Origin of the sequence: Cognatilysobacter segetis (assembly GCF_004359965.1) — a bacterium.
GTDB classification, from domain to species: domain Bacteria; phylum Pseudomonadota; class Gammaproteobacteria; order Xanthomonadales; family Xanthomonadaceae; genus Cognatilysobacter; species Cognatilysobacter segetis.
The window spans coordinates 1-26,666 of the sequence record NZ_SMRQ01000013.1; the positions used below are offsets into that span (position 1 = coordinate 1).

The 26,666-nt window shown below is 71.2% G+C and carries 17 protein-coding genes and 1 pseudogene; 5 read left to right on the forward strand and 13 right to left on the reverse strand.

The genetic code is table 11. The features are described 5' to 3' along the window. From E4F61_RS04340 to E4F61_RS04355, 4 genes and pseudogenes are all read right to left on the reverse strand, one after another. A pseudogene (locus E4F61_RS04340) lies at positions 1–697 on the reverse strand (ankyrin repeat domain-containing protein); the annotation flags it as partial. After that, the gene (locus E4F61_RS04345) at positions 690–971 is read right to left on the reverse strand and encodes a YcgL domain-containing protein (protein ID WP_133478446.1); all 282 of its coding nucleotides are present in this window, start codon (positions 969–971) and stop codon (positions 690–692) included. The pseudogene E4F61_RS04340 and the gene E4F61_RS04345, both read right to left, overlap by 8 nt. A gap of 90 nt (positions 972–1,061) precedes the next feature. Beyond that, positions 1,062–2,075 carry a cytochrome d ubiquinol oxidase subunit II gene (cydB, locus tag E4F61_RS04350; protein WP_133478447.1) on the reverse strand — a complete coding sequence of 338 codons (1,014 nt, stop codon included), beginning with the start codon at positions 2,073–2,075 and terminating at the stop codon, positions 1,062–1,064. After that, on the reverse strand, positions 2,072–3,493 hold the full coding sequence (locus tag E4F61_RS04355; RefSeq protein ID WP_133478448.1) for a cytochrome ubiquinol oxidase subunit I: 1,422 nt from the start codon (positions 3,491–3,493) through the stop codon (positions 2,072–2,074). Before E4F61_RS04355 ends, cydB begins: the two co-directional genes overlap by 4 nt. A gap of 308 nt (positions 3,494–3,801) precedes the next feature. Between E4F61_RS04355 and E4F61_RS04360 the strand changes: the two genes are divergently transcribed. The 4 genes from E4F61_RS04360 (at position 3,802) to E4F61_RS04375 (ending at position 12,708) form a co-directional block, all read left to right on the forward strand. Beyond that, positions 3,802–6,189 carry a S9 family peptidase gene (locus E4F61_RS04360; protein WP_133478449.1) on the forward strand — a complete coding sequence of 796 codons (2,388 nt, stop codon included), beginning with the start codon at positions 3,802–3,804 and terminating at the stop codon, positions 6,187–6,189. 139 nt (positions 6,190–6,328) lie between these two features. Then, positions 6,329–8,521: an autotransporter domain-containing protein gene (locus E4F61_RS04365; protein ID WP_162301403.1), complete on the forward strand. Its 2,193-nt coding sequence runs from the start codon at positions 6,329–6,331 to the stop codon at positions 8,519–8,521. Positions 8,522–8,641: 120 nt separating this feature from the next. Beyond that, a complete protein-coding gene (locus tag E4F61_RS04370) occupies positions 8,642–9,829 on the forward strand; it encodes a BaiN/RdsA family NAD(P)/FAD-dependent oxidoreductase (RefSeq protein ID WP_133478451.1) in 1,188 nt (395 codons plus the stop codon). A 95-nt stretch (positions 9,830–9,924) separates the two neighbouring features. Further along, positions 9,925–12,708 (forward strand): M16 family metallopeptidase, encoded by a 2,784-nt coding sequence (locus tag E4F61_RS04375; RefSeq protein WP_133478452.1) that lies wholly within the window; start codon positions 9,925–9,927, stop codon positions 12,706–12,708. A gap of 79 nt (positions 12,709–12,787) precedes the next feature. Here the strand turns inward: E4F61_RS04375 and ubiB are convergent, their stop codons facing one another. The 4 genes from ubiB to oleC are packed head-to-tail and all read right to left on the reverse strand — an operon-like array spanning position 12,788 to position 17,792. Next, entirely contained in the window at positions 12,788–14,449 is a 1,662-nt protein-coding gene (gene ubiB / locus E4F61_RS04380) for a ubiquinone biosynthesis regulatory protein kinase UbiB (RefSeq protein WP_133478453.1), read from the reverse strand. Then, positions 14,446–15,087, reverse strand: a complete 642-nt coding sequence (locus E4F61_RS04385; RefSeq protein ID WP_133478454.1) for a ubiquinone biosynthesis accessory factor UbiJ — start codon at positions 15,085–15,087, stop codon at positions 14,446–14,448. Before E4F61_RS04385 ends, ubiB begins: the two co-directional genes overlap by 4 nt. A gap of 48 nt (positions 15,088–15,135) precedes the next feature. After that, positions 15,136–16,140 (reverse strand): 2-alkyl-3-oxoalkanoate reductase, encoded by a 1,005-nt coding sequence (gene oleD, locus E4F61_RS04390; RefSeq protein WP_133478455.1) that lies wholly within the window; start codon positions 16,138–16,140, stop codon positions 15,136–15,138. Continuing rightward, positions 16,137–17,792, reverse strand: coding sequence for an olefin beta-lactone synthetase (gene oleC, locus E4F61_RS04395; protein WP_133478456.1), 1,656 nt, complete (start codon positions 17,790–17,792; stop codon positions 16,137–16,139). Before oleC ends, oleD begins: the two co-directional genes overlap by 4 nt. Before the next feature lie 108 nt (positions 17,793–17,900). Between oleC and E4F61_RS04400 the strand changes: the two genes are divergently transcribed. Next, complete coding sequence (locus E4F61_RS04400; RefSeq protein WP_133478482.1) at positions 17,901–18,278, forward strand: YkgJ family cysteine cluster protein; 378 nt, start codon at positions 17,901–17,903, stop codon at positions 18,276–18,278. A 22-nt stretch (positions 18,279–18,300) separates the two neighbouring features. On the opposite strand, the gene E4F61_RS04405 is transcribed toward E4F61_RS04400, so the two are convergent. The 5 genes from E4F61_RS04405 to E4F61_RS04425 form a co-directional block, all read right to left on the reverse strand. Continuing rightward, entirely contained in the window at positions 18,301–19,257 is a 957-nt protein-coding gene (locus E4F61_RS04405; protein ID WP_133478457.1) for an alpha/beta fold hydrolase, read from the reverse strand. 70 nt (positions 19,258–19,327) lie between these two features. Beyond that, positions 19,328–20,344, reverse strand: coding sequence for a 3-oxoacyl-ACP synthase III (locus tag E4F61_RS04410; protein ID WP_133478458.1), 1,017 nt, complete (start codon positions 20,342–20,344; stop codon positions 19,328–19,330). A 120-nt stretch (positions 20,345–20,464) separates the two neighbouring features. Then, positions 20,465–20,788 (reverse strand): DUF4156 domain-containing protein, encoded by a 324-nt coding sequence (locus tag E4F61_RS04415; RefSeq protein ID WP_238382798.1) that lies wholly within the window; start codon positions 20,786–20,788, stop codon positions 20,465–20,467. 71 nt (positions 20,789–20,859) lie between these two features. After that, positions 20,860–23,712, reverse strand: coding sequence for a M16 family metallopeptidase (locus tag E4F61_RS04420; protein WP_133478459.1), 2,853 nt, complete (start codon positions 23,710–23,712; stop codon positions 20,860–20,862). Between the two features lie 81 nt (positions 23,713–23,793). Then, the gene (locus tag E4F61_RS04425; RefSeq protein WP_133478460.1) at positions 23,794–26,661 is read right to left on the reverse strand and encodes a M16 family metallopeptidase; all 2,868 of its coding nucleotides are present in this window, start codon (positions 26,659–26,661) and stop codon (positions 23,794–23,796) included. Between the last annotated feature and the right edge of the window lie 5 nt (positions 26,662–26,666).

Below are 26,666 nucleotides of genomic sequence, written 5' to 3' on the forward strand. Positions count from 1 at the left end.
GCTCGCGTGCGAGTGCCTGCGGATCGGCGACGACGGGCGCCGGCGGCGCGACGTCGACCGCCGCGACGGGCGCCGGGATCTCCTGCCGCGGCGCGGTGGCAGGCGCGGCCGGCGTGCGCGCCAGCGCCTGCATCAACGCGTGCAGCCCCGGGCCGGCCAGCGCCGACACCGCGGCGACGCCCCAGCGTGCGGCGCCGTCGAGCAGCCCCGGCCATGCGAGCAGCAGCACCGTCGCCGCGATCGCGAGCACGCTCGCGGCGATGCCGAGGCCGCGCCACGCGGCGCGATCGGAGCGGTGCAATGCGTCGCGGTGCGCGCGCCACTCGCCGTCGCGCTCGACGCCGGACAGGAGCGGCCAAGCCGGCCACAGCAGCAGGAGCGCGATGCCGACCGCGAGGCTGAGCGCGATCGCCGCCGACAGCGAGCCGCTCCGGAGCAGCGCGCCGAGCGGCCAGGCCAGCAACACGGCGACGCCCGCGCAGGCGAGCGTCCACAGGCCCAGCAGCAGGCCGGCGTGTCGCCATGGCGCGACCCGCGTGGACCCGCGCCAGGCCGACAGGCCCAACGCGGCCACGGGCTGCGCGAGCAGCGCGCCGAGCGCGGCCAACGGCGTGGGCAGGCCCGCGGCGAGCGCGAGCGCGATGGCCGCGACGATCACTGCGATCGCGCGGGCGCGGGACACGGGGCGCTCAGGCATCCCGGCTCCGGTAGTACTCGCCGGCGTCGTAGGCCGGCGCATCGGGCGGCGGCGGCACCTGGATGAAGAACCCGCGCTCGGCCAGCGCGTCGCGCACCTTCGCGGCGTCCACGCGCGCGAGGCGGCGCTCGGGCGTCAGCTCGACCTCGAGCACGAATTCCAGGCCGCCGAGCTGCGCGCGCGTGGCCTCGGGCAGCGGTTCGAACGCGTCGCGCGCCGCGAGGTAGACGAACGTGTCGGCCTTTCGAAGGCTCTTGTAGACGAAGGCGTGCATGGCGGCCGGAAGAGTGCGGACAGCGGCGTCCGTCGCGCAAGCATAGACGACGCCCGCGGCCGGTTTTGACGCTTCCGTAATGCCGCTGCGTCAGTGGTAGCCGCTGTCGGCCGCCACCTTGCCCGCGAACACGCGGTACGACCACCACGTGTAGCCGAGGATCGCCGGCAGCAGCACGGCCATGCCGACCATCACGAAGCCCTGCGAGGACGGCGGCGACGCCGCGTTCCAGATCGTCAGCGAAGGCGGGATGATGTGCGGCCACACGCCGACGACCAGCCCGGCGAAGCCCAGCACGAAGAACATCAGCGTGAGGACGAACGGCGTGGCGTCGCGGCCTTCGCGCATCGCGCTGCGCCACAGCAGGTAGGCATTGACGAGCGCGAGCAGCGGCACCGGCAGCAGCCACCAGAAATTCCCGCTCTCGAACCAGCGCGCCATGATCCGCGAGTTCAGGAACGGCAGCCATGCGCTGACCAGCCCCATGAACGCGACCACCGCCATCACCAGCGGGCGCGCCATGTGCCGCGCGAGGCGCTGCAGGCGACCCTCGGTCTTGAGGATTAGCCAGGCGCTGCCCAGCAGCGCGTAACCGAACACCACGGCGACGCCCGTCAGCATCGAGAACGGGCTGAACCAGCCGAACGCGCCGCCGACGTACTTGCCCGCCTGCAGCGGCATGCCCTCGACGATCGAGCCGAGGATCACGCCCTGCGCGAACGCCGCGAACGTGGAGCCGGCGCCGAACGCGGCGCCCCAGAAGCGCTTGGCGCGCGTCGCCTTGAAACGGAACTCGAAGGCGACGCCGCGGAAGATCAGCGCGATCAGCATCAGCAGCACGGGCAGGTACAGCGCCGACAGCATCACCGCATACGCCTTAGGGAACGCCGCGAGCAGGCCGGCGCCGCCCAGCACCAGCCAGGTCTCGTTGCCGTCCCAGATCGGGGCGGCGGTGTTCATCATGTGGTCGAGTTCGTCCTCGCTGCGCGCGAACGGCGCCAGGACGCCGAGGCCCAGCACGAAGCCGTCGAGCAGCACGTACATCAGGACGCCGAAGCCGATCACGCCGAACCAGGCCACGGGCAGGACGGTGGCCGCGCTCATGAGCGCGCCTCGCGGATCGCTTCGCCCTCGAACGGCGAATCGACGGACAGCGGGCGCTTGGGCCGTCGTTCGCCCTCGTCGCTTTCCGGGCCCGGATCGTGCGGCAGCGGGCCCTGGCGCACGAGCTTGCGGATGTACCAGATGCCGGCGCCGAAGATCACGGCGTAGGCGGCGACGAACGCGACCATCGACGTGACCACGCTCGCCGTCGACAGGGTGGGGCTCACCGCGTCCGCCGTGCGCAGCAGGCTGTAGACCACCCACGGCTGGCGACCGATCTCGGCGACGTACCAGCCCGTCAGCAGCGCGACGAAGCCGGCGAAGGTCATCCAGCGCCAGCCGTTGACCAGCCAGCGCGATTCGACCAGGCGCCCGCGGCGCAGCTGCAAGGTCGAGGCCCAGGCGAGCGCGAGCATCGCCAGCCCGAGGCCGACCATCACGCGGAACGAGAAGAACACCGGCGCGACCGGCGGGCGCTCCTCGCGCGGCACCGCGGTGAGCGGCCGGATCTCGCCGGCCCAGCTGTGCGTGAGGATCAGCGAGCCCACGCGCGGCAGGGCGACCTCGTAATCGTTGCGCTCGGCCTGCGGATCCGGCCATGCGAACAGCACCAGCGGCACGCCGGCGCCGGGCTCGCCCGCGTCCCAGTGCGATTCGATCGCGGCGAGCTTGGTCGGCTGGTACTTGCCCACCTCCAAGCCGTGCAGGTCGCCGACGAAGATCTGCGCCGGCACCGCGAGCGAGGCGAACAGCACCGCCATCGTGAGCATGCGGCGCGCGGGCGCGACGTGCTCGCGGCGCCACAGGTAACCCGCGCTCACGCCGCCGATCACGAAGCAGGTGGTGATGAACGCCGCGAGCACCATGTGCGCGAGGCGATAGGGGAAGGACGGATTGAAGACGATCTGCGACCAGTCGGCAGGCTCGAACACGCCGGCGGCGGTGAGCGTGTAGCCGGCCGGCGTGTGCATCCAGCTGTTGGCCGAGATGATCCAGAAGGTGGAGATCAGCGTGCCGAGCGCGACCATGCAGGTCGCGAAGAAATGCAGTTTCTCCGGCACCTTGCGTGCGCCGAACAGCATCACGCCGAGGAACGTGGCCTCCAGGAAGAACGCGGTGAGCACCTCGTACGTCATCAGCGGCCCGAGGATGTTGCCGGCGCGTTCGCTGAGCACGGCCCAGTTGGTGCCGAACTGGAAGCTCATCACGATGCCGCTCACCACGCCCATGCCGAAGCTGATGGCGAAGATGCGCAGCCAGAAGAAGTAGATGTCGCGCCAGACGCTGTCGCGCGTCCTCAGCCAGCGCCATTCGCAGAAGGCCAGCCAGTGGGCGAGGCCGATCGTGAAGGCGGGAAACATGATGTGGAACGAGATCACGAATCCGAACTGGATCCGTGACAGCAGCAGCGCATCCATCGAGGGCTCTCCCGTCGATCTGTCGTCGTCAATTCGCCTGCGTATTGTGCGCCTGTGGCGGGGCGCCCGCCATCGCCTGCGCCGGGCCCGTACACTGCGGCCGCCGGCGTGGCCATCCCGTCACACCGACACTGCCGCGTGCCGGTGCGCCCGCGACCCGTGCCAGCGTTACGACGACCCGACGCGCACGGGTTCGTACGCCGCCGCCGCGCGACGGGCCGCTGACCGTTCCGGGCAATGACCGACGCCACAGCCGCCGTGCGCCGGCGGCTGCTACCCTCCGGCGACTTCGATTTCCGGACTTTTCGATGCGTCGCCAGCGCCTCCTGACCGCCCTGCTCCTCGCGGGCCTCGCCCCGCTCGCCTCCGCCCAGACCGCGCCGCGCATCACGCTCGAGCAGGCCATGGCCGATCCGGACTGGATCGGCAACGCCGTCGAACAGGCCTGGTGGTCGTGGGATGGCCAGTCCGCGTACTTCACGCAGAAACGCGAGGGAGAGACGATCCGCGACATCTTCCGCCAGCCGATCACCGGCGGCGCGGCGGCGAAGCTCGATGGCGGCGCGCGCGCCGGGATCGACGGCGACGACGCGGTGGTCGACGCCAGCGGCACGCGCATGGCGTTCGCGCGCGGTGGCGACATCTTCGTGCGCGACCTGAAGAGCGGCGCGCTGACGCAGGTCACGCGCACCGCCGAGGAGGAATCGCGCCCGCAGTGGGGCCCGCAGGGCCAGCTCGTGTTCCGCGCCGGCAACGACTGGTTCGCCTGGCGCGCGGGCAGCGGCGTCGCGCAGGCGACCACGCTCAAGACCGAGGACGATCCCGACAAGGCGAAGAAGGACGACGACCTGCGCGCGCGCCAGCTGCGCCTGATCGACACGCTGCGCACCGACCGCGAGAAGCGCGAGGCCGCCAAGGCGCAGGCCGAGGCGTGGCGTCGCGCCGATCCCACCGCCGCACCGCCGGCCGCGTACCTGGGCAAGGACGTCGAGCTGGTCGACAGCGCGCTCTCGCCCGACGGTCGCTGGCTGCTCGCGGTGACGTATCCGAAGGACGCCAACCTCGGCCAGGCCGGCAAGCTGCCGCGCTACGTCACCGAATCGGGCTACGAGGAGACCGAGGAAGTCCGCACGCGCGTGGGCCGCAACGCGCCCGCCGCGCATTCGCTGTGGCTGGTCGAGGTGGCGACGGGCGCAGTGACGCCGCTCAAGTTCGACGACCTGCCGGGCATCAAGGCCGATCCGCTCGCCGCGCTACGGAAGAAGGCCGGCAAGAAGCCACTCGACGGCGCGCGCGACGTGCGCATCGAGACCGATGGCGACGGCACCGGCCCGGCGATCCACTGGAGCGACGACGGCCGCGACGCGGCGGTGCTCGTGCGCGCGGTCGACAACAAGGACCGCTGGATCGCGCAGGTCGACCTCGCCACGAAGAAGCTCGTGGCGCGCGACCGGCTGACCGACACCGCGTGGATCAACTGGAACTTCAACGACTTCGGCTGGCTGCCGGGCGCGAACGGCCGCAACCGCCTGTGGTTCCTGTCGGAGAAGAGCGGCTACTCGCACCTGTACGTGAGCGACGCGCCGGGCCAGTCGCGTGCACTCACCTCGGGCAAGTGGGAAGTGTCCGCGCCCGTGCCGACGCGCGACGGCCGCCGCTTCTTCTTCGACTGCAACCGCAACTGGCCGGGCGACTACGAGGTCTGCGTCGTCGATGCCAACGGCGGCGACGTGCGCGAGGTCACCTCGCTCGACGGCGTCGAGGATTTCCGCCTCTCGCCGGACGAGACGAAGCTGCTGGTGCGGCATTCGTCGGCTTACATGCCGCCGCAGCTCGCGGTGGTCGATGCGTCCGGCGGCGCCGCGCGCGAGCTCACCGACACGCGCAGCGCGAAGTTCCGCGCGATCGACTTCATCCAGCCGGAAATCGTCAAGGTGCCGAGCAAGCACGGCGCCGGCACCGTCTGGGGCAAGTTTTACGGGCCGAAGAACTTCGACGCCGGCAAGACCTATCCGATCGTGATGTTCGTGCACGGCGCCGGCTACCTGCAGAACGTGCACGCTCGCTATCCGACGTACTTCCGCGAGCAAATGTTCCACAACCTGCTGGTCGACGCGGGCTACGTCGTGCTCGACCTCGACTACCGCGGCTCCGAAGGCTACGGGCGCGACTGGCGCACCGCGATCTACCGCAACATGGGCCATCCCGAGCTCGAGGATTACCTGGACGGCCTCGACTGGGCGGTCGCGAACAAGCAGGCCGACCGCGCGCATGCCGGCATCTACGGCGGCAGCTACGGCGGCTTCATGACGCTGATGGCGCTGTTCCGCGAGCCCGGCGTGTTCAAGGCCGGCGCCGCGTTGCGCCCGGTCACCGACTGGTCGCAGTACAACCACGAGTACACGTCGAACATCCTCAACACGCCGGAACTCGATCCGGACGCGTACAAGGCGAGCTCGCCGATCGAATACGCCGCCGGCCTGCAGGACCACCTGCTGATCGCGCACGGCATGATCGACGACAACGTGTTCTTCCGCGATTCGGTGATGCTCACGCAGAAGCTGATCGAGCTGCGCAAGGACAAGTGGTCGCTCGCGCCCTACCCGCTCGAGCGCCACGGCTTCACGCATCCGGACGCGTGGTACGACGAATACCGGCGCATCCGCGAGCTGTTCGGGGAGGCGCTCGGAAAGTAGGCGGCGCTGCGCATCCGCGCTGACAGGGCGTTGACGCCACCCCTTTAAGGGCGTCCTAGACTCGCGCGAAACGGCGCGCGAGGACAGGACGATGTCGCGTCTCTCAACCGGTGTTACGGCAGCAGGCACTGCTGCCGCGATGGTCCTGCTGCTCGCGCCGTTGCGGGCGCGAGCGCAGGTCGCCCCTCCTTCCGACTTCACGACGCTCCCGGGCATTCCCGGTTACGGCACGTCGCTGCCGAACACCGCGCCGCGGGTCGAGGGCGAGCGCCGCGGCAGCAACAGCGTGATCGCGACCGCGCTGTCGGCCGACGGGTCCTCGGTCGCAGGCACCGCGCGATACCTCGAGCAGACGTTCCGCACCTTTCGCGGATGCCAGCTCGTCTGCCACGAATTCCAGGATTCGGGCGGCGGTGCGCAGGCGTTCGTGTGGTCGGACGGCGTTACGACCGGCCTCGGCTATCCATCGAACGCCACGGGCGAGCTGTCCGAAACACACTGCGGTCAGCCAGGGTGTGGGATAGGCATCCGCGAGAGCATCGCGACGGGAATAAGCGCGGACGGACGGGTCGTCGTCGGCTACGGCCACACCGGCTGCCTGGTCTTCTGCGGTCCAGTGGCGTCGCAGGCCTTCGTCTGGACTGCGGCGCAGGGGCTGCGGGAGATTCCGGGGCTCGATCCCCCCGGGTCTACCCGCGCGCTCGGCGTTTCGGGCGACGGCGCCACCGTCGTCGGATCGTCGGGCGAGGACGCCTTCGCCTGGACCGTGGACGGTGGCACGCGCAGGCTCGTCGGGCTCGACGACGGGCCGGCGAGCGCTTCGGCCGCGTCCTTCGACGGACGCTGGATCGTGGGCGAATCCGGCTACATGACGTCGTCTCCGCGGTGGGGACGAGTATTCCGCGCGACGCTGTGGGACGCGGAGGGCGTGGCGGTCGACTTGGGCAGTGTCGGCAACGAGCCCATGAGCTCGGCGGCGGATATCTCCTTCGATGGAAACGTCGCGGTCGGCCATGGCTTCGCGGACGGGATCCCGGTCGCGTTCCGCTGGACGCGGAGCGGCGGCATCGTTGGGCTCGGCACGCTGCCGGGACAGACGGGCTCGATGGCCACGGCGGTGTCGGGCGACGGCAACGTCGTCGTGGGCGATACCAGTTCCACGCCGATCGGTTTCGTGGCCAGCCTGCCGTTCCGCTGGACGGCTGCGGGTGGCATGCAGTCGGTGGCCGCCTGGCTCGCCGGGGGCGGCGTGGGACTGCCGCCGGAAGTCGTGCTCTCGAACGCGACGGACACCAACTACAACGGCAACGTGGTGATCGGGACCTACCGCCGCACCGACGCACCCGTCGGCTCCGTGCCGAACGGGTATGCCTATCTCGCGCGCGTAGGCGACGCCGGCAGCGGTTTCATCGCCGATCTCGACACCTTCCGCGCCGGCGTCGCGGCGACCGGGCTTCTGACCCTCGACTCCGCCGCGCTGCTGTCGACCGGCGCACTCGCGACGGCGCGCCGCCCCGGCGGCTGGAACGCCGCACGGTTCGACGGCCGCCGCGGCTGCGGCTGGGTGTCCGCGTCCCGCACGCGCTATCGCAACGACGGCCCCGACGTCGACGCGCAGGAGCTCGGCGGTTGCTTCGATACCGGCCCTGTGCGCCTCGCCGCCGGCGTCGGGCGCATGGACACCACGCGCACCACGCCGACGGGCCGCGGCGATCTGGACGGGCATTACGCGCTGCTCGGCGTGGCGGTGCCGCTCGACCGGCTCGAGGCCAGCCTCACCGCCTACCGCGGCCGCTTCGACGGCACGGTGGAGCGCCGCTATGCCAACGGCGCGGCCACCGATGTCTCCGTCGCGCGGCCCGAGGGCGACTTCGACGCCGCGGTCGTCCGCTTCGACTGGACCGACGTCGTCCGGCGTGGGCGCCTGGGCCTCTCGCCCTACCTCGCCTATGCATGGTCCCGGACCGACATCGAGGCGCACACCGAGACCGGCGGCGGCTTCCCGGTCGCCTACGGCGCTTCGTCGGTGCGGTCGCGCGAGCTCGCCGCCGGGGTGATGGCCGACCTGCAGCTGTCGCCGGTGGCCTCGATCGGGCTCGGCCTGGAGACCGCGCGCCGGCGCATCGACACAGGCGACGGCGTGAGCGCACAGGTGGTGGGCCTGTTCGACGCCTCCGCGCCCGGCATGCGTAGCGACGATTCGGCCTCGCATGCGCTGCTGCGGCTGCGCTATGCGTTCGCCCCCGCTTTCGATCTGCAGGCCGACGCACGCGCCGGGATCGATGGGCAGCGCGACGTCGAGCTGCGCCTGCAACTGCGCGCCGCGTTCTGACCGGCGACGGTCGCCCGGTGCGATCGGGCCGGGCGCACGGGGCCCTACCGCGCCGTCGCGCATTCAGGGCGGTCTGGCGATACTGCGCGCCCGCTCATCCGCCGCGCCCGCGCCGAATCCATGCAAGACCTCGATGTCCTGATCATCGGTGGCGGTGCCGCCGGCCTGATGTGCGCGGCCACCGCCGCGCGCCGCGGGCAGCGCACGCTCGTGGTCGAGCACGCGAACCGCGTCGGCAAGAAGATCCTGATGTCGGGCGGTGGGCGCTGCAATTTCACCAACACGGGCACCACGCCGGCGAACTACCTCTCGGCGAACCCGCATTTCTGCAAATCGGCGCTGGCGCGCTATACGCCCTGGCACTTCATCGAGACGGTCGAACGCCATCGCATCGCGTACCACGAGAAGGAACTCGGCCAGCTGTTCTGCGACGAGTCGTCCAAGCTGATCGTGAAGATGCTGCTGGACGAATGCGAGGCGGCGGGCGCGCGCGTGCTGACGTCCTGCAGCGTCGACCGCATCGAGGCCGAGGGCGAGCGGGACTTCCGCGTGCACACGACCGCGGGCGGCTTCAAGGCGCGTGCACTCGTGGTCGCCACGGGCGGCCTGTCGATCCCGAGCATGGGCGCGAGCGGCTTCGGCTACGAACTGGCGCGCCGGTTCGGTCACACGGTGCTGCCGACGCGCGCCGGCCTGGTACCGCTCACACTGAGCGGCACGCACCAGCAGCGCTTCGCCGACCTCAGCGGCGTCGCGTTCCCGGTGATCGCGGAAGCGAATGGCGCGAGCTTCAGCAACCAGCTGCTGATCACGCATCGCGGCCTGAGCGGGCCATCGATCCTGCAGGTCTCCTCATACTGGCAGCCCGGCGACGAGCTCGTGCTGGACTTGCTGCCCGGTCGCGATGCGCACGCCTTCCTGGAATCGCAGCGCGCGGCGCACCCCGCCGCGATGTTGCACAACGTGCTGGCCGAGGTGCTGCCGCGGCGCTTCGCGCAGCGCCTGTGCGAGGCCTGGCTGCCCGACCGGCCGATGAAGCAGTTCAACCCCAAGGAACTGCGCGACATGGCCGCGCTGCTGCAGCGCTTTCCCATCACCGCCAGCGGCACCGAGGGCTACCGCACGGCGGAAGTCACGCTGGGGGGTGTCGACACGCGCGAGCTCTCGTCGACGACGATGGAGTCCAAGCGCATGCCGGGACTGTATTTCATCGGAGAAGTGGTCGACGTCACCGGCTGGCTGGGCGGCTACAACTTCCAGTGGGCCTGGGCCGCCGCGCACGCCTGCGGCACCGCGCTCGGCGACTAGTCCACCTGTTCAGCCGGCCGCGTCGCATGCGGCGGCGCACGCCGGCAGAATGGCGCAGCCGCGCCCGGGGAGGCCGGCCCCAATCCAGGACTGTCATGACACGGAATCGCATCCGCACCCTCGCGCTCGCCTGCGCGTTCGCCCTCTCGCCCGCCATCGCCGCGCCTGCGGCCGCGCCTGCGCTGCCCAAGGGCGCGACCGCCGGCCCCTGCGTCGAGGGCATCTGCGAATACCGCCTGGCCAACGGCTTGCGCGTGCTGCTGTTCCCGGACCCGAGCCGGCCGACGGTGACCGTCAACATCACCTACGGCGTGGGCTCGGCGCACGAGAACTACGGCGAGACCGGCATGGCGCACCTGCTCGAGCACCTGATGTTCAAGGGCACGCCGACGCACACCGACATCCCCGTCGAGATGAAGAAGCGCGGCGTGTCGTACAACGCCACCACCTCGCTCGACCGCACCAACTATTTCGGCTCGTTCCCGGCCAATGACGACACGCTCGCGTGGATGCTCGGCCTGGAAGCCGACCGCATGGTGCATTCGAACATCGCGAAGAAGGATCTCGATTCGGAGATGACGGTCGTGCGCAACGAGATGGAGCGCAACGACAACAGCCCCGGCAGCGCGTTGAGCGAGCGCCTGCGCGCGGCGGCCTACCAGTGGCACAACTACGGCCACACCACGATCGGGGCGCGCAGCGACGTCGAAAACGTGCCGATCGAGCGCCTGCAGGGCTTCTATCGCACCTGGTACCGGCCTGACAACGCCACGCTGGTGGTGGCCGGCAACATCGAGCCGGCGAAGGCGCTCGCGCAGGTCGCGAAGGCGTTCGGTCCGGTCGCGAAGCCTGCGATGGCGCTGCCGGCGTTCTACACCGTCGAGCCGGTGCAGGACGGCGAACACGAGGTCACCGTGCGCCGTCGCGGCGACATCCGCCTCGCGATGCTGGCCTACCACGTGCCCGGCGCCACCGCGGCCGACAGCGCCGCGCTCGACGTGCTGCTCGACGTGCTCGGCGACACGCCCAGCGGCCGGCTGCACAAGGCGCTGGTGGAAACGAAGCTGGCGGCCGGCGCCGGCGCGGGTACCGACGGCCTGCGCGACGCGGGCCTCGCCACGTTCTACGTCGCCGCACCCAGGGACGCCGACGCCGCGAAGATCGAGGCCGAGCTGCTGCGCCTGGTCGAGCAGGACCTCGCGAAGCATCCGCTCACCGCCGACGAGGTCGCCCGCGCCAAGCAGCGCTTCGCCAATGCGTTCGAAAAGCGCCTGTCCGACGTCAATGCCGTCGCGATGGGCCTGACCGGCGCGGTGGCGGACGGCGACTGGCGCCTGTTCTTCCTCGACCGCGATCGCATCGCGAACGTCGGCGTCGACGACGTCAACCGCGTCGCGCGCACCTACTTCAAGCCGAGCAACCGCACGCTGGGCCGCTTCGTGCCCACGGACGCGCCCGACCGCGTGGACGTTCCGGTCGCGCCTTCCGCGGCCAGCGTGCTCAAGGACTTCACCGGCCGCGCGCTGGTGGCCGCCGGCGAAGCGTTCGATCCCACGCCGCGGAACATCCAGGCGCGCACCGAGACCTTCACCGTCGGCGACGGGCTGAAGGTCGCGCTGCTACCGAAGGACACGCGCGGCGACACGGTGGTCGTGAACGCGACGTTCCGCTTCGGCGACGTCGAAGCGCTGAAGAAGAGCCCGGACCCGGCCGCGTCGATCGCGGGCGCGATGCTGATGCGCGGCAGCAAGGCGCTCACGCGCGAGCAGATCGCGCAGCGCTTCGAGGCGCTGAACACGCGCGGCGGCGTCGGCGGCAGCCTGCAGGGCGCGAACATCGCGCTCGACTCCAAGCGCGACACCGTGGCGGAGGCGCTGGCGCTCGCCGCGAGCCTGCTGCGCGAGCCCGCCTTCAACGAGGCCGAGTTCGAGCAGCTGCGCCTGCAGGCGATCACCGGCATGGAAGCGAATGCGAAGGAGCCCGGTCCGCTTGCCGGCGACGCGCTCGCCACGCACTTCGACCCGTGGCCGGTCGGCCATCCGCTGCACCACGACTCGCTCGAGGCCTCGCTCGCGCAGATCAAGGCGCTCAGGCTCGACGACGTCCGCGCGTTCCACGAGAAGTTCTACGGCACGTCCGTGGGCGAGATCACCGTCGTCGGCGATTTCGACGCCAAAGCCATGCGCGCGCAGATCGAATCGCTGTTCGCCAACTGGAAGTCGCCGTCGGCCTACGAGGCGATCGGCACGCACGTCACCGACGTCGCGCCGGAGCGCCGCCAGATCGAGACGCCGGACAAGTCGAGCGCGGTGGTGATCGCGCGCCTCAACACCTCGCTCAACGAGGCGGACGCGGATTACCCGGCGCTGGCGGTCGCCAACTACATCCTCGGCGGCGGCGCGATGGGCTCGCGGCTGGGCGATCGCATCCGCGGCAAGGAAGGCCTGAGCTACGGCGTGAGCAGCGGGCTTTCCGCAGACTCCAGCCCCACCGGGCGCGACGACGCGGGCTCGCTGACGATCCAGGCCATCGCCGCGCCGCAGAACGCGGCGAAGGTGGAGACCGCGGTGCGCGAGGAACTCGCGCGGCTCGTGCGCGACGGCGTCACCGTGACCGAGCTGCGCGACGCGGTTTCCGGCCTGCTCACGCAGCGTCGGCAGTCGCGTGCCTCCGACGGCACGGTGGCGGGCACGCTCGCGCGCAACCTCTACCTCGGCCGCACGATGGATTTCCAGGCGCAGTTCGACGCGCGCCTCGCGGCGCTCACCGTGGCGGACGTGAATGCGGCGCTGAAGCAGCACATCGATCCGGCGAAGCTGAGCGTTTACCTCGCGGGCGATTTCGCGAAGGCGTCATCGGCCGCCGCAACGGCGAAGTAAGGCGGCATCGCGACGGGTCGCTCGCCCGTTGCCTCCACCGCGATGACGAAGACGCCGGCGCCCTGCCGGCGTTTTCGTTTCAGCGCCGCGGCCATCCCGCGCGCAGCGCCCATAGCCCGGCCACGCCGGCGATCCATGCCGCGGCCGGCACCGACCACAGCTTCGGCCCGCCGGCATCCAGCGCGTACAGCAGGGCCGCGACGATCATGAGCCCGGTGCCGAGGATCGCGGCCACGGTGCGCCGCTGCATGCGGCGCACCTCGCCGACGAGCTGCGCGAGGTCGTCCGAGCGCATGCGCAGTTCGTGCCGGCCCTCCACCTGCTGCTTCAGCCAGGCGTGCAGCAGGCGCGGCATCTCGGGCGCGTTCGTGACCAGCTCGGGCAGGCGCGCGCGGAATTCCTTCGCGAGCCGCTTCGGGCTGTAGCGCTGGCGCAGGATCTTCTCCAGCACCGGCTTGGCCACGCCCCAGATGTCGATCTGCGGATCGAGCAACCGCCCCACGCCCTCGATGTTGAGCAGCGTCTTCTGCAGCAGGATCAGCTGCGGCTGCAGCGTCAGCTCGTACTTCTGCGCAGTGCGGAACAGCTTCACCATCACTTCGGCGAGCGGCACTTCCGACAGCGGGCGGGTGAAGTACGGCTCGCAGACCGCGCGTGCCGCGGCTTCGAGCTCGTCGATGCGCGTGGTCGCGGGCATCCAGCCCGCATCGACGTGCAGCTCGGCGATGCGCCGGTAGTCGCGGTTGAAGATCGCCATGAAGTTCTCGGCGAGCCAGTACTGGTCCTCGTCCGAGAGCTGGCCCATGATCCCGAAGTCCAGCGCGATGAAGCGCGGATTCGCGCGGCGCGCGGGATCGACGTCGACCCAGATGTTGCCGGCGTGCGCGTCCGCGTGGAAGAAGTTGTCGCGGAACACCTGCGTGTAGAACACGCGCACGCCCTTGGCGGCCAGCGCGCGGCGGTCGATGCCGGCCGCGTCGAGCGCGGCGATGTCGTCCGACGGAATGCCGTGCACGCGCTCGAGCGTGAGCACGCGGTCGCCGCTGTGCGACCAGATCACCTCCGGCACGTAGAGATCGTCGCTGCCTTCCCAGAAGCGGCGCAGCACGCTCGCATTGCCGCCCTCGCGCTGCAGGTCGAGTTCGGCGTCGAGCGTGTGCTCGATCTCGTCGACCACGGCGTGCGGGCGGATCTTCTCGGCCTTCGGATGGGTGCGCTCGACGACCCCGGCGAGTGCGCGCAGCAGCGCGATGTCTTCGGTGATCTGGCGGCGGATGCCCGGGCGCAGCACCTTGACCACCACCTCGCGCCCGCTGACGGGCAGCGTGGCGGCATGCACCTGCGCGATCGACGCGGACGCGAGCGGCACGGTGTCGAAGCTCGCGAAGGCCTCGGCGACCGGACGGCCAAGCGCCTGCTCGACCATCGTGCGCGCGAGTTCGCCGTCGAAGGGCTGCACGCGGCCCTGCAGCAGCGCGAGCTCGTCGGCGATGTCGGGCGGGACGAGGTCGCGGCGCGTGGAGAGGATCTGCCCGAACTTCACGAAGATCGGGCCGAGTGCCTGCAGCGCCATGCGCAGGCGCGCGCCGCGCGGCAGCGCCGCGATTTCGGCGGACGCGCGCGGCACGAACGGGCGCGCGAGCCGCAGCCAGCGTTCGGCCGGCGTGCCGTCGAGCAGCGAGTCCAGCCGGTAGCGCAGCAGCACGCGGCCGATGCGCCAGGCCCGCAGCAACGGCGTCACGCGCGGCGCCTTGCGTGCAGGCGGTCGATGCGCGCCGCGAGGCGCTCGACGTCGTCGCGCAGGGTGTCGATGTCGTCGTAGAACGCACCGAGTTCGTCGCGGCCGACCACGCCGCGCGACTCGTGCTGCACGTAATCGGCGGCGTTGGTCGCCATCACGCCGACGGCGCTCTTCGCGCCGCCCAGCGCGCTCGCGAACAGCTGCGCCAGCTGCACGCCGGCGATGTCGCCGAAGGCGGCGACGAAGGGGCGCTGCCAGTCCGGATCGAAGCGCTCGGCCAGGCGCTGCAGGCGGCGCGCGAGGTCGGCATCGCCCTCGATGCGCAGCGAGCCGACCGCGGGCGCGTCGTCGCGCCGCATGAAGGGCAACTGCGCGATCAGGCCGCCGAGCGTGGCGCGCACGGAGAGATCCGGCTCGGCCTCGCCCTCGACCGGGCCCACGCGCAGGCGCTCGCCGTCGACGCTGACCTGCAGCGCGACCGGCGGCGTCGCGAGCCGCAGCACCAGGCGGCGGCCGTCGAGCGCGTGCAGGCCGTCGCGGGTGTCCGGATCGAGCGCTAGCGCGCGATTGAGCGCGGCCTCGAGCGCGCGGCCGGCGAGCGGCTTCAACGTGTCCAGCGGGGAGCGGCGGGGGTCCATCGCGGCAGTGTAGGGCGGGGGCCGTAAGGCTGCCGTGGCACGCGTCCGTCAGGCGGGCGTGCGCTGCCAGGCCTCGCGCAGCGCGCGCAGGCCGTCCTCGAACGACACCCGCGGCGTCCAGCCGAAGTCGCGCTGCGCTGGCGCCATCGAGTACCAGTGCGTGGTCACGAGCTGCTCGGCGAGGAAGCGCGTCATCGGCGGCTCGCCCTGCACCGGCAGCACGTTCCAGGCGGCTTCGCAGGCCGCGCCGATCGCGTAGGCGACGCGGAACGGAATCGTGCCGTTCGGCGGCGGCGCGCCCGCAGCGGCCAGCAGCGCGGTCAGCGTTTCGCGCATCGGGCGCGGGTCGCCGTTGCTGACGAAGTAGGCCTTGCCCGCGCAGGCGCTGCCCGGGGCGAGGTGTTCGAACGCGGCGAAATGGGCCTCGGCGGCGTTGTCGATGTAGGTGGTATCGACGAGGTTGCGGCCGTCGCCGACGAGCTTCAGGCGTCCGGCACGCGCGCGCTCGACGATGCGCGGCAGCAGCTGGTTGTCGCCGGGTCCCCAGATCAGCCGCGGCCGCAGCGCGACCACCGCGAGCGACGCATCGTTGGCGGCCAATACGCGCTGCTCGGCAATCTTCTTGGTCTCGGCATACGGCGACTTGAGGTGCTCGCCGTAGGGCACCTGCGAGGCGTCGAGACCGGCGACGGGACACGTGGCGCGGTGCGTGACGCTCGGCGTCGAGGTGTAGACGAGCCGGCCGATGCCGTGCGCCCGGCAGGCGTCCAGGACGTGCTGCGTGCCGGCGACGTTGGCATCGAAGAACGTGCGGGGATCGCGGGCCCAGGCACCGGCCTTCGCCGCGGTGTGGAAGATCGCGTCGCAGCCCCGCGCGGCGGCGAGCACCGCGTCGCGATCGGCGAGGTCGCCGCGCCGCTGCTCGACGTGCAGGGCGTCCAGCTCCGCGTAATGCCCGCGGTTGAAGCTCACGACCGCGTGGCCGCGCGCGCGCAGGCCACGGCACAGCGCCTGGCCGAGGAAACCGCCACCACCCGTCACCAGGATTCTCATGCGCCCACCTTCGTTGCCGCCCACACGGCCAACGCCTCGCGGCCGATCTTCGCGTTGTGCCGGATGTCGACCGGGAAGGCCGGGTGGCGCAGGAAGCGGTCGATGCCGGCGGTGTGCACATGCCCGCGCCCGAGCGCGCGCAGCTCATGCTCGATGCGCGGCCACTGCGCGGCGTCCACGCCCAGCCGCAGCTCGACGCAGAGCACCGGCACCTGCGCGCCCGGCGCACCGATGCCGACCAGCGCCGTGCGCAACACGTCGGGATGCGGGTTGAACACCGGCTCGACCTGCTCGGTGTAGAGCTCGCCATCACGCGTGCGCACGCGATGCGTCTTTCGGCCGCAGAACCACAGCCGGCCCTCCGCATCCAGATAGCCGACGTCGCCCATGCGATGCACGGTGCGGGTCGTGCCGTCGGCGCAGGTTTCGCGGATCTTCGCGAGCGCGGTCGCCGCGTCGCGATTGAAGTACGCGTCCGTGGCGGTCGGTCCGGCAACGGTGATCTCGCCCACCGCGCCCACGGGCAGCACGAGGTCGTCGGACCATTCGGCGATCGCAGCATCGTCGATGCGGATGATGCGCACCTCGTTCGGCGGCACGGCGCGTCCCACGCAGGTACCGGCGCCGGCTTCGGTGGCCTCGCGCGTGCACTGCAGCTCGCGGCTTTCGATGACCGCGACCGGCAGGCATTCGGTCGCGCCGTAGGGCGTGTAGAAGCCGGCCTCGTCGGGCAGCAGCATGCGCATGCGCGCGACCACGTCGGCGGGCACGGGGGCGCCGGCGGAGGTGACGCGACGCAGCGTCGGCAGCAGCTTGCCGTAATCGGCGAGCACGCGCATCAGCGCCGGTGAACCGAACAGCTGCTGCACGCCGAAGCGTTCGATCGCCGCGTGCAGCCTGCGCGGGTCGGCCTTGGCCGGGCGCGTGGCGTCCATGTCGGGAATGATCGAGGTCAGCCCGAGCGCCGGGCCGAACAGCGCGAACGGCGGGAATGTCGGGAAGTCGACCTCGCCTTCGCGGATGCCGAGCACGTCGCGCAGCATCGCCGCCTGCGCGACGAAATGCCGGTGCCGGTAGACCACGCCCTTGGGCACGCCGGTGGAGCCGCTGGTGAACAGGATCGCGGCGATGTCATCAGGCTGCGTGTCGGCCAGCTGCGGGCCCGCGCCGCGGCCGTCGGCCTCGACGCGCGCAAGCGTGTCGTCGGCGAGCCACGCGCGCGTGCCCGTGCTGATGCGGACGCGTGCGCGTTTCGCCCAGCCGAGCAGGCGCCGCGCGAGGTGCGCGAGCGGGATGCCGATGAAGGCCTCCGGCGCGGCCTCGTCGAGGCATTGCTTCAGCGCGCGGCGGTCGATGCCCGGATCGACCAGCACCGGCACCGCGCCGGCCTTGAACAGCGCGAACATCAGCAGGAAGAACTCGGGCGACGGCCGCACCATCACCACGGTCCGCGTGCCGCGCACGATGCCGCGGCGTGCGAGGCCGGCGGCGATCGCGTCGCTGCGCGCGTCGAGGTCGGCATAGGTCAGCGCGATGTCGTACGTCGCCAGCCCGTCCGCACCGCGCGTGCCGGGGCAGCGCATCGCCACCTGCGCGCCGCGTTCGGCGGCCAGGCGTGGCAGGGCGGCGGCGATGTTGCAGGCGGCGTCCATCTGGAAGCAGGGGCGTACGGGCCGCACAGCTTAACCGGCGCTTCCGGGCCGCTTGCGCCCGCCGCGCGGATTCGCAGAATGCGCGTCGAGCCCTCCGTTGCCCTCGTCATGTCGCATCCGTGCCTGGCCTGCGGGGCCTGCTGCGCCGCCTTCCGAGTCTCGTTCCACTGGTCCGAGGCCGAGCCTGCGCTCGGTGGCACGGTACCGCGCGAGCTCACCGAGACCTTCGACGCGCACCGCGCGGTGATGCGCGGCACGTGGGCACGCGTACCGCGCTGCATCGCGCTCGACGCCGAGGTCGGGCGCTACAGCCGCTGCACGATCCACGAGCGTCGGCCGAGCACCTGTCGCGAGGTGATGCCGAGCTGGGAGAACGGCGCGGCCGATCCGCAGTGCGACCGCGCGCGGCGCATGCACGGGCTGGCGCCGCTCACGCCCGCGGACTGGCCCACGGCCCGGGTCGTCGAGGACGACGCGCCGGCCTGACGCGTCCGCGTCCTGCCGACGCTCAGTGCTGCGGTAACGGATGCGCGTCGAGAAAGCGCCGGATCGCGGACACCAGCACCTCGTGGCGATCTTCCAGCACGTAGTGGCCGGCATCGTCGAAGGCCTGCACTTGCGCCTGCGGCAGCGCTCGACGGAAGCCCTCGAGGAAATGGCGGTCGAACACGAAGTCGCGCAGGCCCCAGCCGAGGAAGGCCGGGCGATCAGCGAACGACGGCAGTCCGGCGCGGACCCGCTCGAGCAGCGGCCAGGCGCGGTCGCCGGGCGCCAGCGGGATGTCCTGCATGAAGCGGATCGTGCTGATCGCGTCGTCCCAGCCGTCGTAAGGCGAGGCGTACGCGTCGCGCACCTCGCGCGCCAGCGGGCGTGTCGTGCCGAAGCGCGCCGCGCCGCGGGCGAACAGATTGAAACGGCGGATCAGGTACGCGCCGACGCGCGAATCGCGGCCCAGCGACAACCGCCAGGGCATCGCCTTCGCGGCCGGCAGCGGGAACGCGGCGGTGTTGAGGATCACCAGCCGCTGCACCTGCGGCACATGCGAGAGCGCCCAGCCGAAGCCGATCATCCCGCCCCAGTCGTGCACGGCCAGCGTGACCGGGCCGGTGATGCCGAGGTGCGCGAGCAGCGCCGTGAGGTCGTCGACGCGCGACTGCAGCGTGTAGTCGTAGTGCCGCGCATGCGCCGACGGCGTGCGCGGCGGGCGCACGCCACCGCCGTCGTCCGGCTTGTCGGACAGGCCCATGCCGACGTGGTCCGGCACGATGCAGCGGTAGCGGTCGCGCAGCCCGAGCACGAGATGGCGCCAGTAGTAGCTCCACGACGGATTGCCGTGGACCATCACCACCACTTCGCCGTCGCGCGGGCCCTCGTCGAGGTAGCTCATCGCGATGCCCGGCCGCACCTCGAAGCGCTGGGGGGCGAAGGGATAATCGGGCAGCGTGGCGGGATCGATCGCGCGCATCGTCGGGGCCTTCAAAGCACGCGGCCGCACGAGGCGGCCGGTGGGATCACGTATCGCGGAGAAGTACCGCTTACCAGACGACTTCCGCCATCGAGCAGTTCAGGCCCGAGCCGATGCCGAGCAGCGCCACGCGCGTGCCCTTCTTCAGCCGGCCCAGCTCGCGCAGCTTGCTCAGCACGATCGGCACCGACGCCGGGCCGATGTTGCCGTGCTCGCCGAAGATGGTCAGCACCTTGCGCGGGTCGATGCCCATCGCCTTGGTGAAGGCCGCGGTGTGCACCTTGCTGACCTGGTGCACGACGAACTCGTCGAGTTCCTCCGCGACCCAGCCCAGCTTCTGCCGCGCGACCTGGAAGGTCTTCTGCGCGAGCTTCACGCCTTCGATCAGCAGCTGGCGCGTGTCGGTGACCATGCCGTCGAGGTTGCCGCGGCAGAGCTTGTTCCACTCGGTCGCCGCGCGCGTGACGCCGCCGCGGTAGCGCGGCGCGCCCGGCGCCAGCTCGGCGCGCGCCATCACCATCGCCGCGGCGCCCGAGCCGAGCGTGAGCGTGGCGAGCTCGTTCTTGAAGTCTTCCTCGGTGACGTCGGCGCGGGTCATGCGCTCGATCGTCTTCTCGTAGGCGAGGTCGGCGGTTTCGCCGTCGACGACCAGCGCGTACTCGATCTCGCCACGCTCGATCATGCGCGCCGCGATGTCCATGCCGTTGATGAAGGCGAGGCAGGCGTTGGCGACGTCGAAGTTCTGGCAGGTGTCGGGCAGGCCGAGGTTGCCGGAGACGATCGAGGCGGTGGACGGCTCGAGGTAGTCGCGGCTCACCGACGTGTTCACCAGCAGGCCCATGCGCTCGGGCTCGACGCCGGCGTCGGCCAGCGCCTTCACCGCGGCGAGCGTGGCGGCGTCGGACGCGAGCATCGGGCCGTCCCACAGGCGGCGCGCCTCGACGCCCGCGATGTCCTTGATCACGTCGGTCTTGATGCCGAGGCGATCGAGCGTGGGTCGCAGCCGTGCGTTGATTTCGTCCGTCGTGAGGCGGCGCGGCGCATCGATATGCGCGAGGCCGGCGATGGCGACGTGTTGGAACAGCATGGGCGCGACTCGAAACGGACGGGAACACGCTAGCTTAACGCGCGCGGCACTAGAGCGCACACCGCCGTACGGTGACGCAGGCCGCATTCGGACTCCCCGTTCAGCCCGGCCGGGGCGCTTTCAGCGCGGGCATCGCCACGCGACGAAGCGCTGGCGCCCGTCGTGCGCGGCCTCGGTCGGCACGACCGTATTGGCCCCCAGCCCGACCGCCTCGTTGCGCGCCATGGTCTCGAGCTCCTCCTGCACGCGCAGCGGATTGCGCTGGTAGACCGCCACGCGGTCGGTCACGTTGCCCTCGATCTCGCCGAGCTTGGTGCAGCCCGCGGTCGACGCGCCCATCGCGAGCACGCGCACGCCCGCGGCCCCGGTTTCCATCGGCACCCAGGTGCAGGCACCGAGCGCGAGCATCGACACGACAACGGCAGCGCGGATCATCCGGGGCATCGCAGGCACTCCACAAACGAAGACGCGCGGGATTGTCGCCCCGCGCGTCTGAACCGCACAAACCGGCCGGCTTACTTGCCGGCGGGCTCGCCGTCCGCGTCGACCACCTGCACGTCGCCGAGCTTCAGGTCGCGCACGCCCTGCTCGATCTTCGACAGGTCGCCGACCACCACCCACGTCAGCGCGTCGGGATCGATGCGGCCCGCGGCGGTCCTCACGATCGCCGGCGTCATCGCCTGGTTGCGCTCCGCGAAACGCACGATGTAATCCATCGGGCGGCCGTAGCGCAGGTTCGACGCGACCTGCGACAGCACCGCCGACCCGGTCTCGTACGCACCCGGCAGGCTGAGCGTGTTGGTCGCGCGGATCTTGTCGACCTCCTTCTGCGTCGCCGGCTTCGTGCCGCTGGCGAAGTCGGCGATCTCGCGCTCGAGCTCCTTGATCGACTCGACCGTCTTGTCGCTCTGCACCGCGGCCGAAGCGATCCACGGGCGCTGGCCCAGCGTATTGCTGGCGCCGCTGTACGAGCCGTAGGCCCAGTGCTTGTCCTCGCGCAGGTTCATGTTCAGGCGCGAGGAGAACTCGCCTCCGAGCACGCCGTTGGCGAAGTCGAAGTCGATCGTGCCGGCGTCCGACGTCGGCGGGACGAGCTCGGCGACGTAGACGTTGCTCTGGATCGCGCCCGGCTGGTTCACCAGGTACACGCGGCCCGCCTTCGGGCGCGCGACGGTCGGCACCGACGGCAGCTTCGGCGCGTCGGCCGGCGTGGCCCAGTCGCCGAAGCGCTGCTCGAGCTGCGGCAGGATCTGCGCCAGCGTGGTGTCGCCGACGATCACGATGCGCGCGCTCGACGGCTGCAGCCAGTTGCGATGGAAGTCGACGAGATCCTCGCGCGTGAGCGACTTGATCGACGCCTCGGTGCCCGAGCCCGTGAACGGGATCGCGTACGGATGCCCGTCGCCGTACAGCAGCGGCGGCAGCACGCGCAGCGCGGCGGTCTGCGGACGCGCCTTCTCCTGCGCGATGCTGGCGAGCCACTGTGCACGCACGCGCTCCATCTCGGCGGCGTCGAAGCGCGGGCGCCGAACGACATCGGCGAACAGGTCGAGCGACGCGGGCAGCTTGTCCTTCAGCGCCGACAGGCCGATCGTGGCCTGGTCGAGGCCCGCGCCCGCGCCGATCTCCGCGCCCAGCGCTTCCTCGCGCGCCTTGAGCTGCAGCGCACCGAGGTCGCCCGCGCCCTCGTCGAGCATGCCCATGGTGAAGCTGGCGGTGCCGAGCTTCTTGCCGACGTCGGCCGTGTAGCCGCCCGGGAATTCCATCGACATCTGCACGACCGGGATCTCGTGGCGCTCCACCAGCGCGACGGTCATGCCGTTCGACAGCCTGGCCATCTGCGGCGTCGGGAACTTGAGCTCCGGGAACGCCTTGGGCATCGGCACGCCGGTGCCGCGGTCGACGTCCGTCTTCACCGTCCTGAAGCGCGGATCCGGCTTCGGCAGCGGCGCGGGCGCCTTCGCCGGCGCGGCGACGACGCGTTCGGGGATCGACGAGGCCGGCGTCTCGCTCGGCTCGACCAGCAGCGTGTGCGAGCCCGCGCCCAGCCACTTGCGGCCGATGTCGCGGATCTGCGCGGGCGTCGCCGCCATCAGCACGGCGAGGTCCTGCTTGTAGCAATCGGGCTTGCCGGTGAACACCGCGCATTCGGCCAGCACGTCCGACTTGCCGCCGAAGCCGCCCACGCGCTCCACGCCGCGCACGAAGTCCGCACGCACCGCGGTCTTGGCCTGCTCGAGTTCGGCCACGGTGGGGCCGTCCTTCAGCAGGCGCTTGAGTTCCTCGTCGATCACCGCCTCGACCTTGGCCGGCTCGACGCGCTTCTTGACGTCCGCCGTCACCATGAACGTGCCGGCGATCTCCTGGCTCCACAGCGCGGTGCCGGTGTTGTCGACGAGCTTGTCGCCGTACACCAGCCGCGTGTCCAGGCGCGAGGTCGCGCTGCCGCCGAGGATCTGGCTGAACATCTGCAGCAGCGTCGAGTCGCGCGTGCCGGCCTCGGCCACGGGCCAGGCGCGGTAGATGCGCACCTGCGGCACGCGGTCCGGGATCGTCTCGCGCGTGTCCTTCGCGCGCCTGGGGATGTTGGTCTTCATGTCCGGCAGCGTCGCCGTCGCCGGGATGTCGCCGAAGTACTGCGTCACCTTCTGCTTCGCGGTGGCGAGGTCGATGTCGCCGGCGAGCACCAGCACGGCGTTGTTCGGGCCGTACCAGCTCTTGAACCAGGTCTTGACGTCGTCGAGCGTGGCCGCGTTGAGGTCGGCCATCGAGCCGATCGTCGACCAGCTGTACGGATGGCCTTCCGGATAGATCGCTTCCATCAGCTTGCTGATGATGCGGCGGCCGTAAGGCTGGTTCTCGCCCTGGCGCTTCTCGTTCTGCACGACGCCGCGCTGCTCGTCGAGCGTCTTCTGGTCGATCGCGCCGAGCAGGTGGCCCATGCGGTCGGACTCCATCCACAGCGCGGTGTCCAGCGCGGTGGTGGGCACGTTCTCGAAGTAGTTGGTGCGGTCGGAATTGGTGGTGCCGTTCTGGTCGGTGGCGCCGACCAGCTCGAACGGCCCGAAGAACTCGTCGCGGTGGTTCTCCGAGCCGTTGAACATCAGGTGTTCGAAGAGATGCGCGAAGCCGGTGCGCCCGGGCTGCTCGTTCTTGCTGCCGACGTGGTACCAGAGGTTCACCGCGACGACTGGTGCCTTGCGGTCGGTGTGCACGATCACCCGTAGGCCGTTGGGCAGCGTGAACTCCTGGTACGGGATCTCGACGCCGGTCGCGGCGTTCGGGGCGGCCGCGACGGGCGCGGCGACGCCCGCGAGGGCGATGGCGAGCGCGACGGCGAGGGTCGCGTTGCGGGGGCGGAAACTCATGGCATCACTCCGGTGGTGCAGCGGGCAGGGCCCGCAAAAGAAAATGCCGCGCGCCGCCCGGGGGCGACGCGCGGCGGGACGTCAGCGCGCGGCGGTCGCGCCGCCGACCGGCTTGCCGTCGGCGTCGATCACGATCACTTCGCCGAGGTTGAGCGCGCGCACCTTCGCCTCGGTCTGCTTGAGGTCGCCGACGACCACCCACGTCATCGCATTCGGATCGAGCGCGGTGGCGGCGGCCTTGACCTGCTCCGGCGTCAGCGACTCGATCTCGGCCTTGCGGCGCACGACGTAATCGTCCGGACGGCCGTAGCGCACGATGTCCGCGACGGTGCCCATCACCGACGACGCGGTCTCGTACGCGCCCGGCAGGCTCAGGGTGGAGAGCTTGCGGATACGGTCGACCTCGGCGGCGTCCGGCGCACGCGCGCCGCTCGCGTAGGCCACCAGCTCGCGCTGCATCTCGGCCATCGCCTCGGCGGTCTTGTCGATCTGCACCGGCGCCACCGCCAGCCACGGACGCGGGCCGAGCGCGTTGACCACCTGGCTGCGCGCACCGTACGACCAGTGCTTGTCCTCGCGCAGGTTCATGTTCAGGCGCGAGGTGAAGTCGCCGCCGAACACGCCATTCGCGAATTCCAGCTTGGTCGCATCGGGGTCGGTGGTGGCGGGCATCAGCTGGCCGACGAACACGTTGGCCTGCACCGCGCCCGGCTGGTCGATCAGGTAGACGCGCGTGGCCTTCGGCCGCGCGACGACCGCCGGCACCACCGGCTTCGGCGCGGCGCCCTCGCCCTTCCAGTCGCCCAGGTGGCGCTCGAGCAGCGGCACGATCTGCGCCAGCGTGGTGTCGCCGACGACGACCAGCGTCGCGCCTTCCGGACGCACCCAGTCGCGCTGGTAGCGCAGCAGGTCCTCGCGCGAGATCGTCGCCAGCGACGCCTCGGTGCCGGTGCCGGTCATCGGCGCGGCGTACGGATGGTCGGCCGTGTACAGCAGCGCCGGCAGCACGCGCATCGCGACCGAATTCGGGTTCGCCTTCTCCTGCTTGATGCCGGCGATGCGCGTGGCGCGCACGCGATCGATCTCGGCGGCGTCGAAGCGCGGACGGCGCAGCATGTCGGCGTAGAGCGCGAGCGACGCGTCGAGGTTCTCGGTCAGCGCCGAGAGGTAGGCGCTGCTGCCGTCGAGCGACGCGCCCACGCCGATGTTGGCGCCCAGGCGTTCGGCCGCGTCGGCGAAGGCGAGCGAGTCGCGCGCGCCGGCGCCCTCGTCGAGCATCGACATCGCGAACGCGGCGGTGCCCGGCTTGCCGCCGACGTCGGTCGCGTAGCCGCCGTTGAACTGGTAGCTCATCTGCACCACCGGCACTTCGTGGCGCTCGGCGAGCACGACGGTGGTGCCGTTGGACAGCGTCGCGCGCTGCAGCGCCGGGAACACCAGGTCGGGGAAGGTCTGCGGCATCGGCACGCCGACGGCGCGGTCGACCCCCGGCGCGAGCGTGGTGAAGCGTGCATCGGGCTTGGGCAGGGCGAAGGGCTTCGGCGTCGCCGCCGGCGCCTCCGGCAACGCGACGCGCGCGCCGGGCTCCACCACCAGCGTGTGGCTGCCGGTGTCGAGCCACTTGCGCGCCGTGGCCTTGAGCTGCGGCACGGTGGCGGATGCGAAGTTCGCGAGCGTGTCGCGGAAGCAGGCCGGCTTGCCGGTGAACACGGTGCACTCCGCGAGCGCGTCGGCCTTGCCGCCGAAGCCGCCGATGCGCTCGATGCCGCGCACGAACGCGGCGCGCTGCACGGTCTTGGCGCGGTCGAGCTCGGCCTGCGTCGGGCCTTCGGCGATCAGGCGCGTGAGTTCCTCCTCGATGATCGCCTCGACCTTCGCCGGGTCCACGCCCTGCTTGACCGTGGCGAACACGCCGAAGTTCGAGCCGAGCTCGGCCTCGGACACGAAGGCGCTGACGCTGTCGACCAGCTTGTCGCGATGGAGCAGGCGCGCATCCAGGCGCGAGGAGCCGCTGCCGCCGAGCACGCCGGCGAGCAGCTTGAGCTGGTCGAGTTCGGCGCTGCCGTAGGCCGGCACGTTCCACACGCGGTGCACGCGCGCCTGCGGGACCTTGTCGGTCATGGTCGAGCGCGTGTCGGCCGTGTGGCGCGCGACGTCGACCTTCGGCTGCGCCATCGTCGGCGTGGCCGGGATGTGGCCGAAGTACTTCGCGGCCTTCTCCTTCGCCGTGGCGAGGTCGATGTCGCCGGCGAGCACGAGCACCGCGTTGTTCGGGCCGTACCAGGTGCGGAACCAGGTCTTGACGTCGTCGAGCGAGGCCGCGTTGAGATCGTTCATCGAACCGATCACGCCCGCGTGGTACGGGTGGCCCTCGGGGTACATGGTCTTGCCGAGCACGTCCCACACCTGCCCGTAGGGCTGGTTCTCGCCCTGGCGCTTCTCGTTCTGGACGACGCCGCGCTGCTCGTCGAGCGCCGCCTGCGTGACCGCGCCGAGCAGGTGGCCCATGCGGTCCGATTCCATCCACAGCGCGGTGTCGAGCGCGCTGGTCGGGACGTTCTCGAAATAGTTGGTGCGGTCGGTATTGGTCGTGCCGTTCTGGCCGGTCACGCCAACCTGCTTGAAGGGCGCGAAATACTCGCCGGAGTGGTTCTCGCTGGCCTGGAACATGAGGTGCTCGAACAGGTGCGCGAAGCCGCTGCGACCCGCGGGCTCGTTCTTGCTGCCGACGTGGTACCAGAGGTTCACCGCGACGATCGGCGCCTTGCGGTCGGTGTGCACCAGCACGCGCAGGCCGTTGGGCAGGGTGAACTGCTCGTAGGCGATGTCGACCGCGGCGGGCCGGGCCGCAGGCGCGGCGAGCGCGGGCACGGCAAAGCCGGCGGCGGCAGCCAGCGCGAGGGCGAGAACGGCGACGCGCGGGCGTCGGATGGCGTGGTTCGGATGCATGCGGT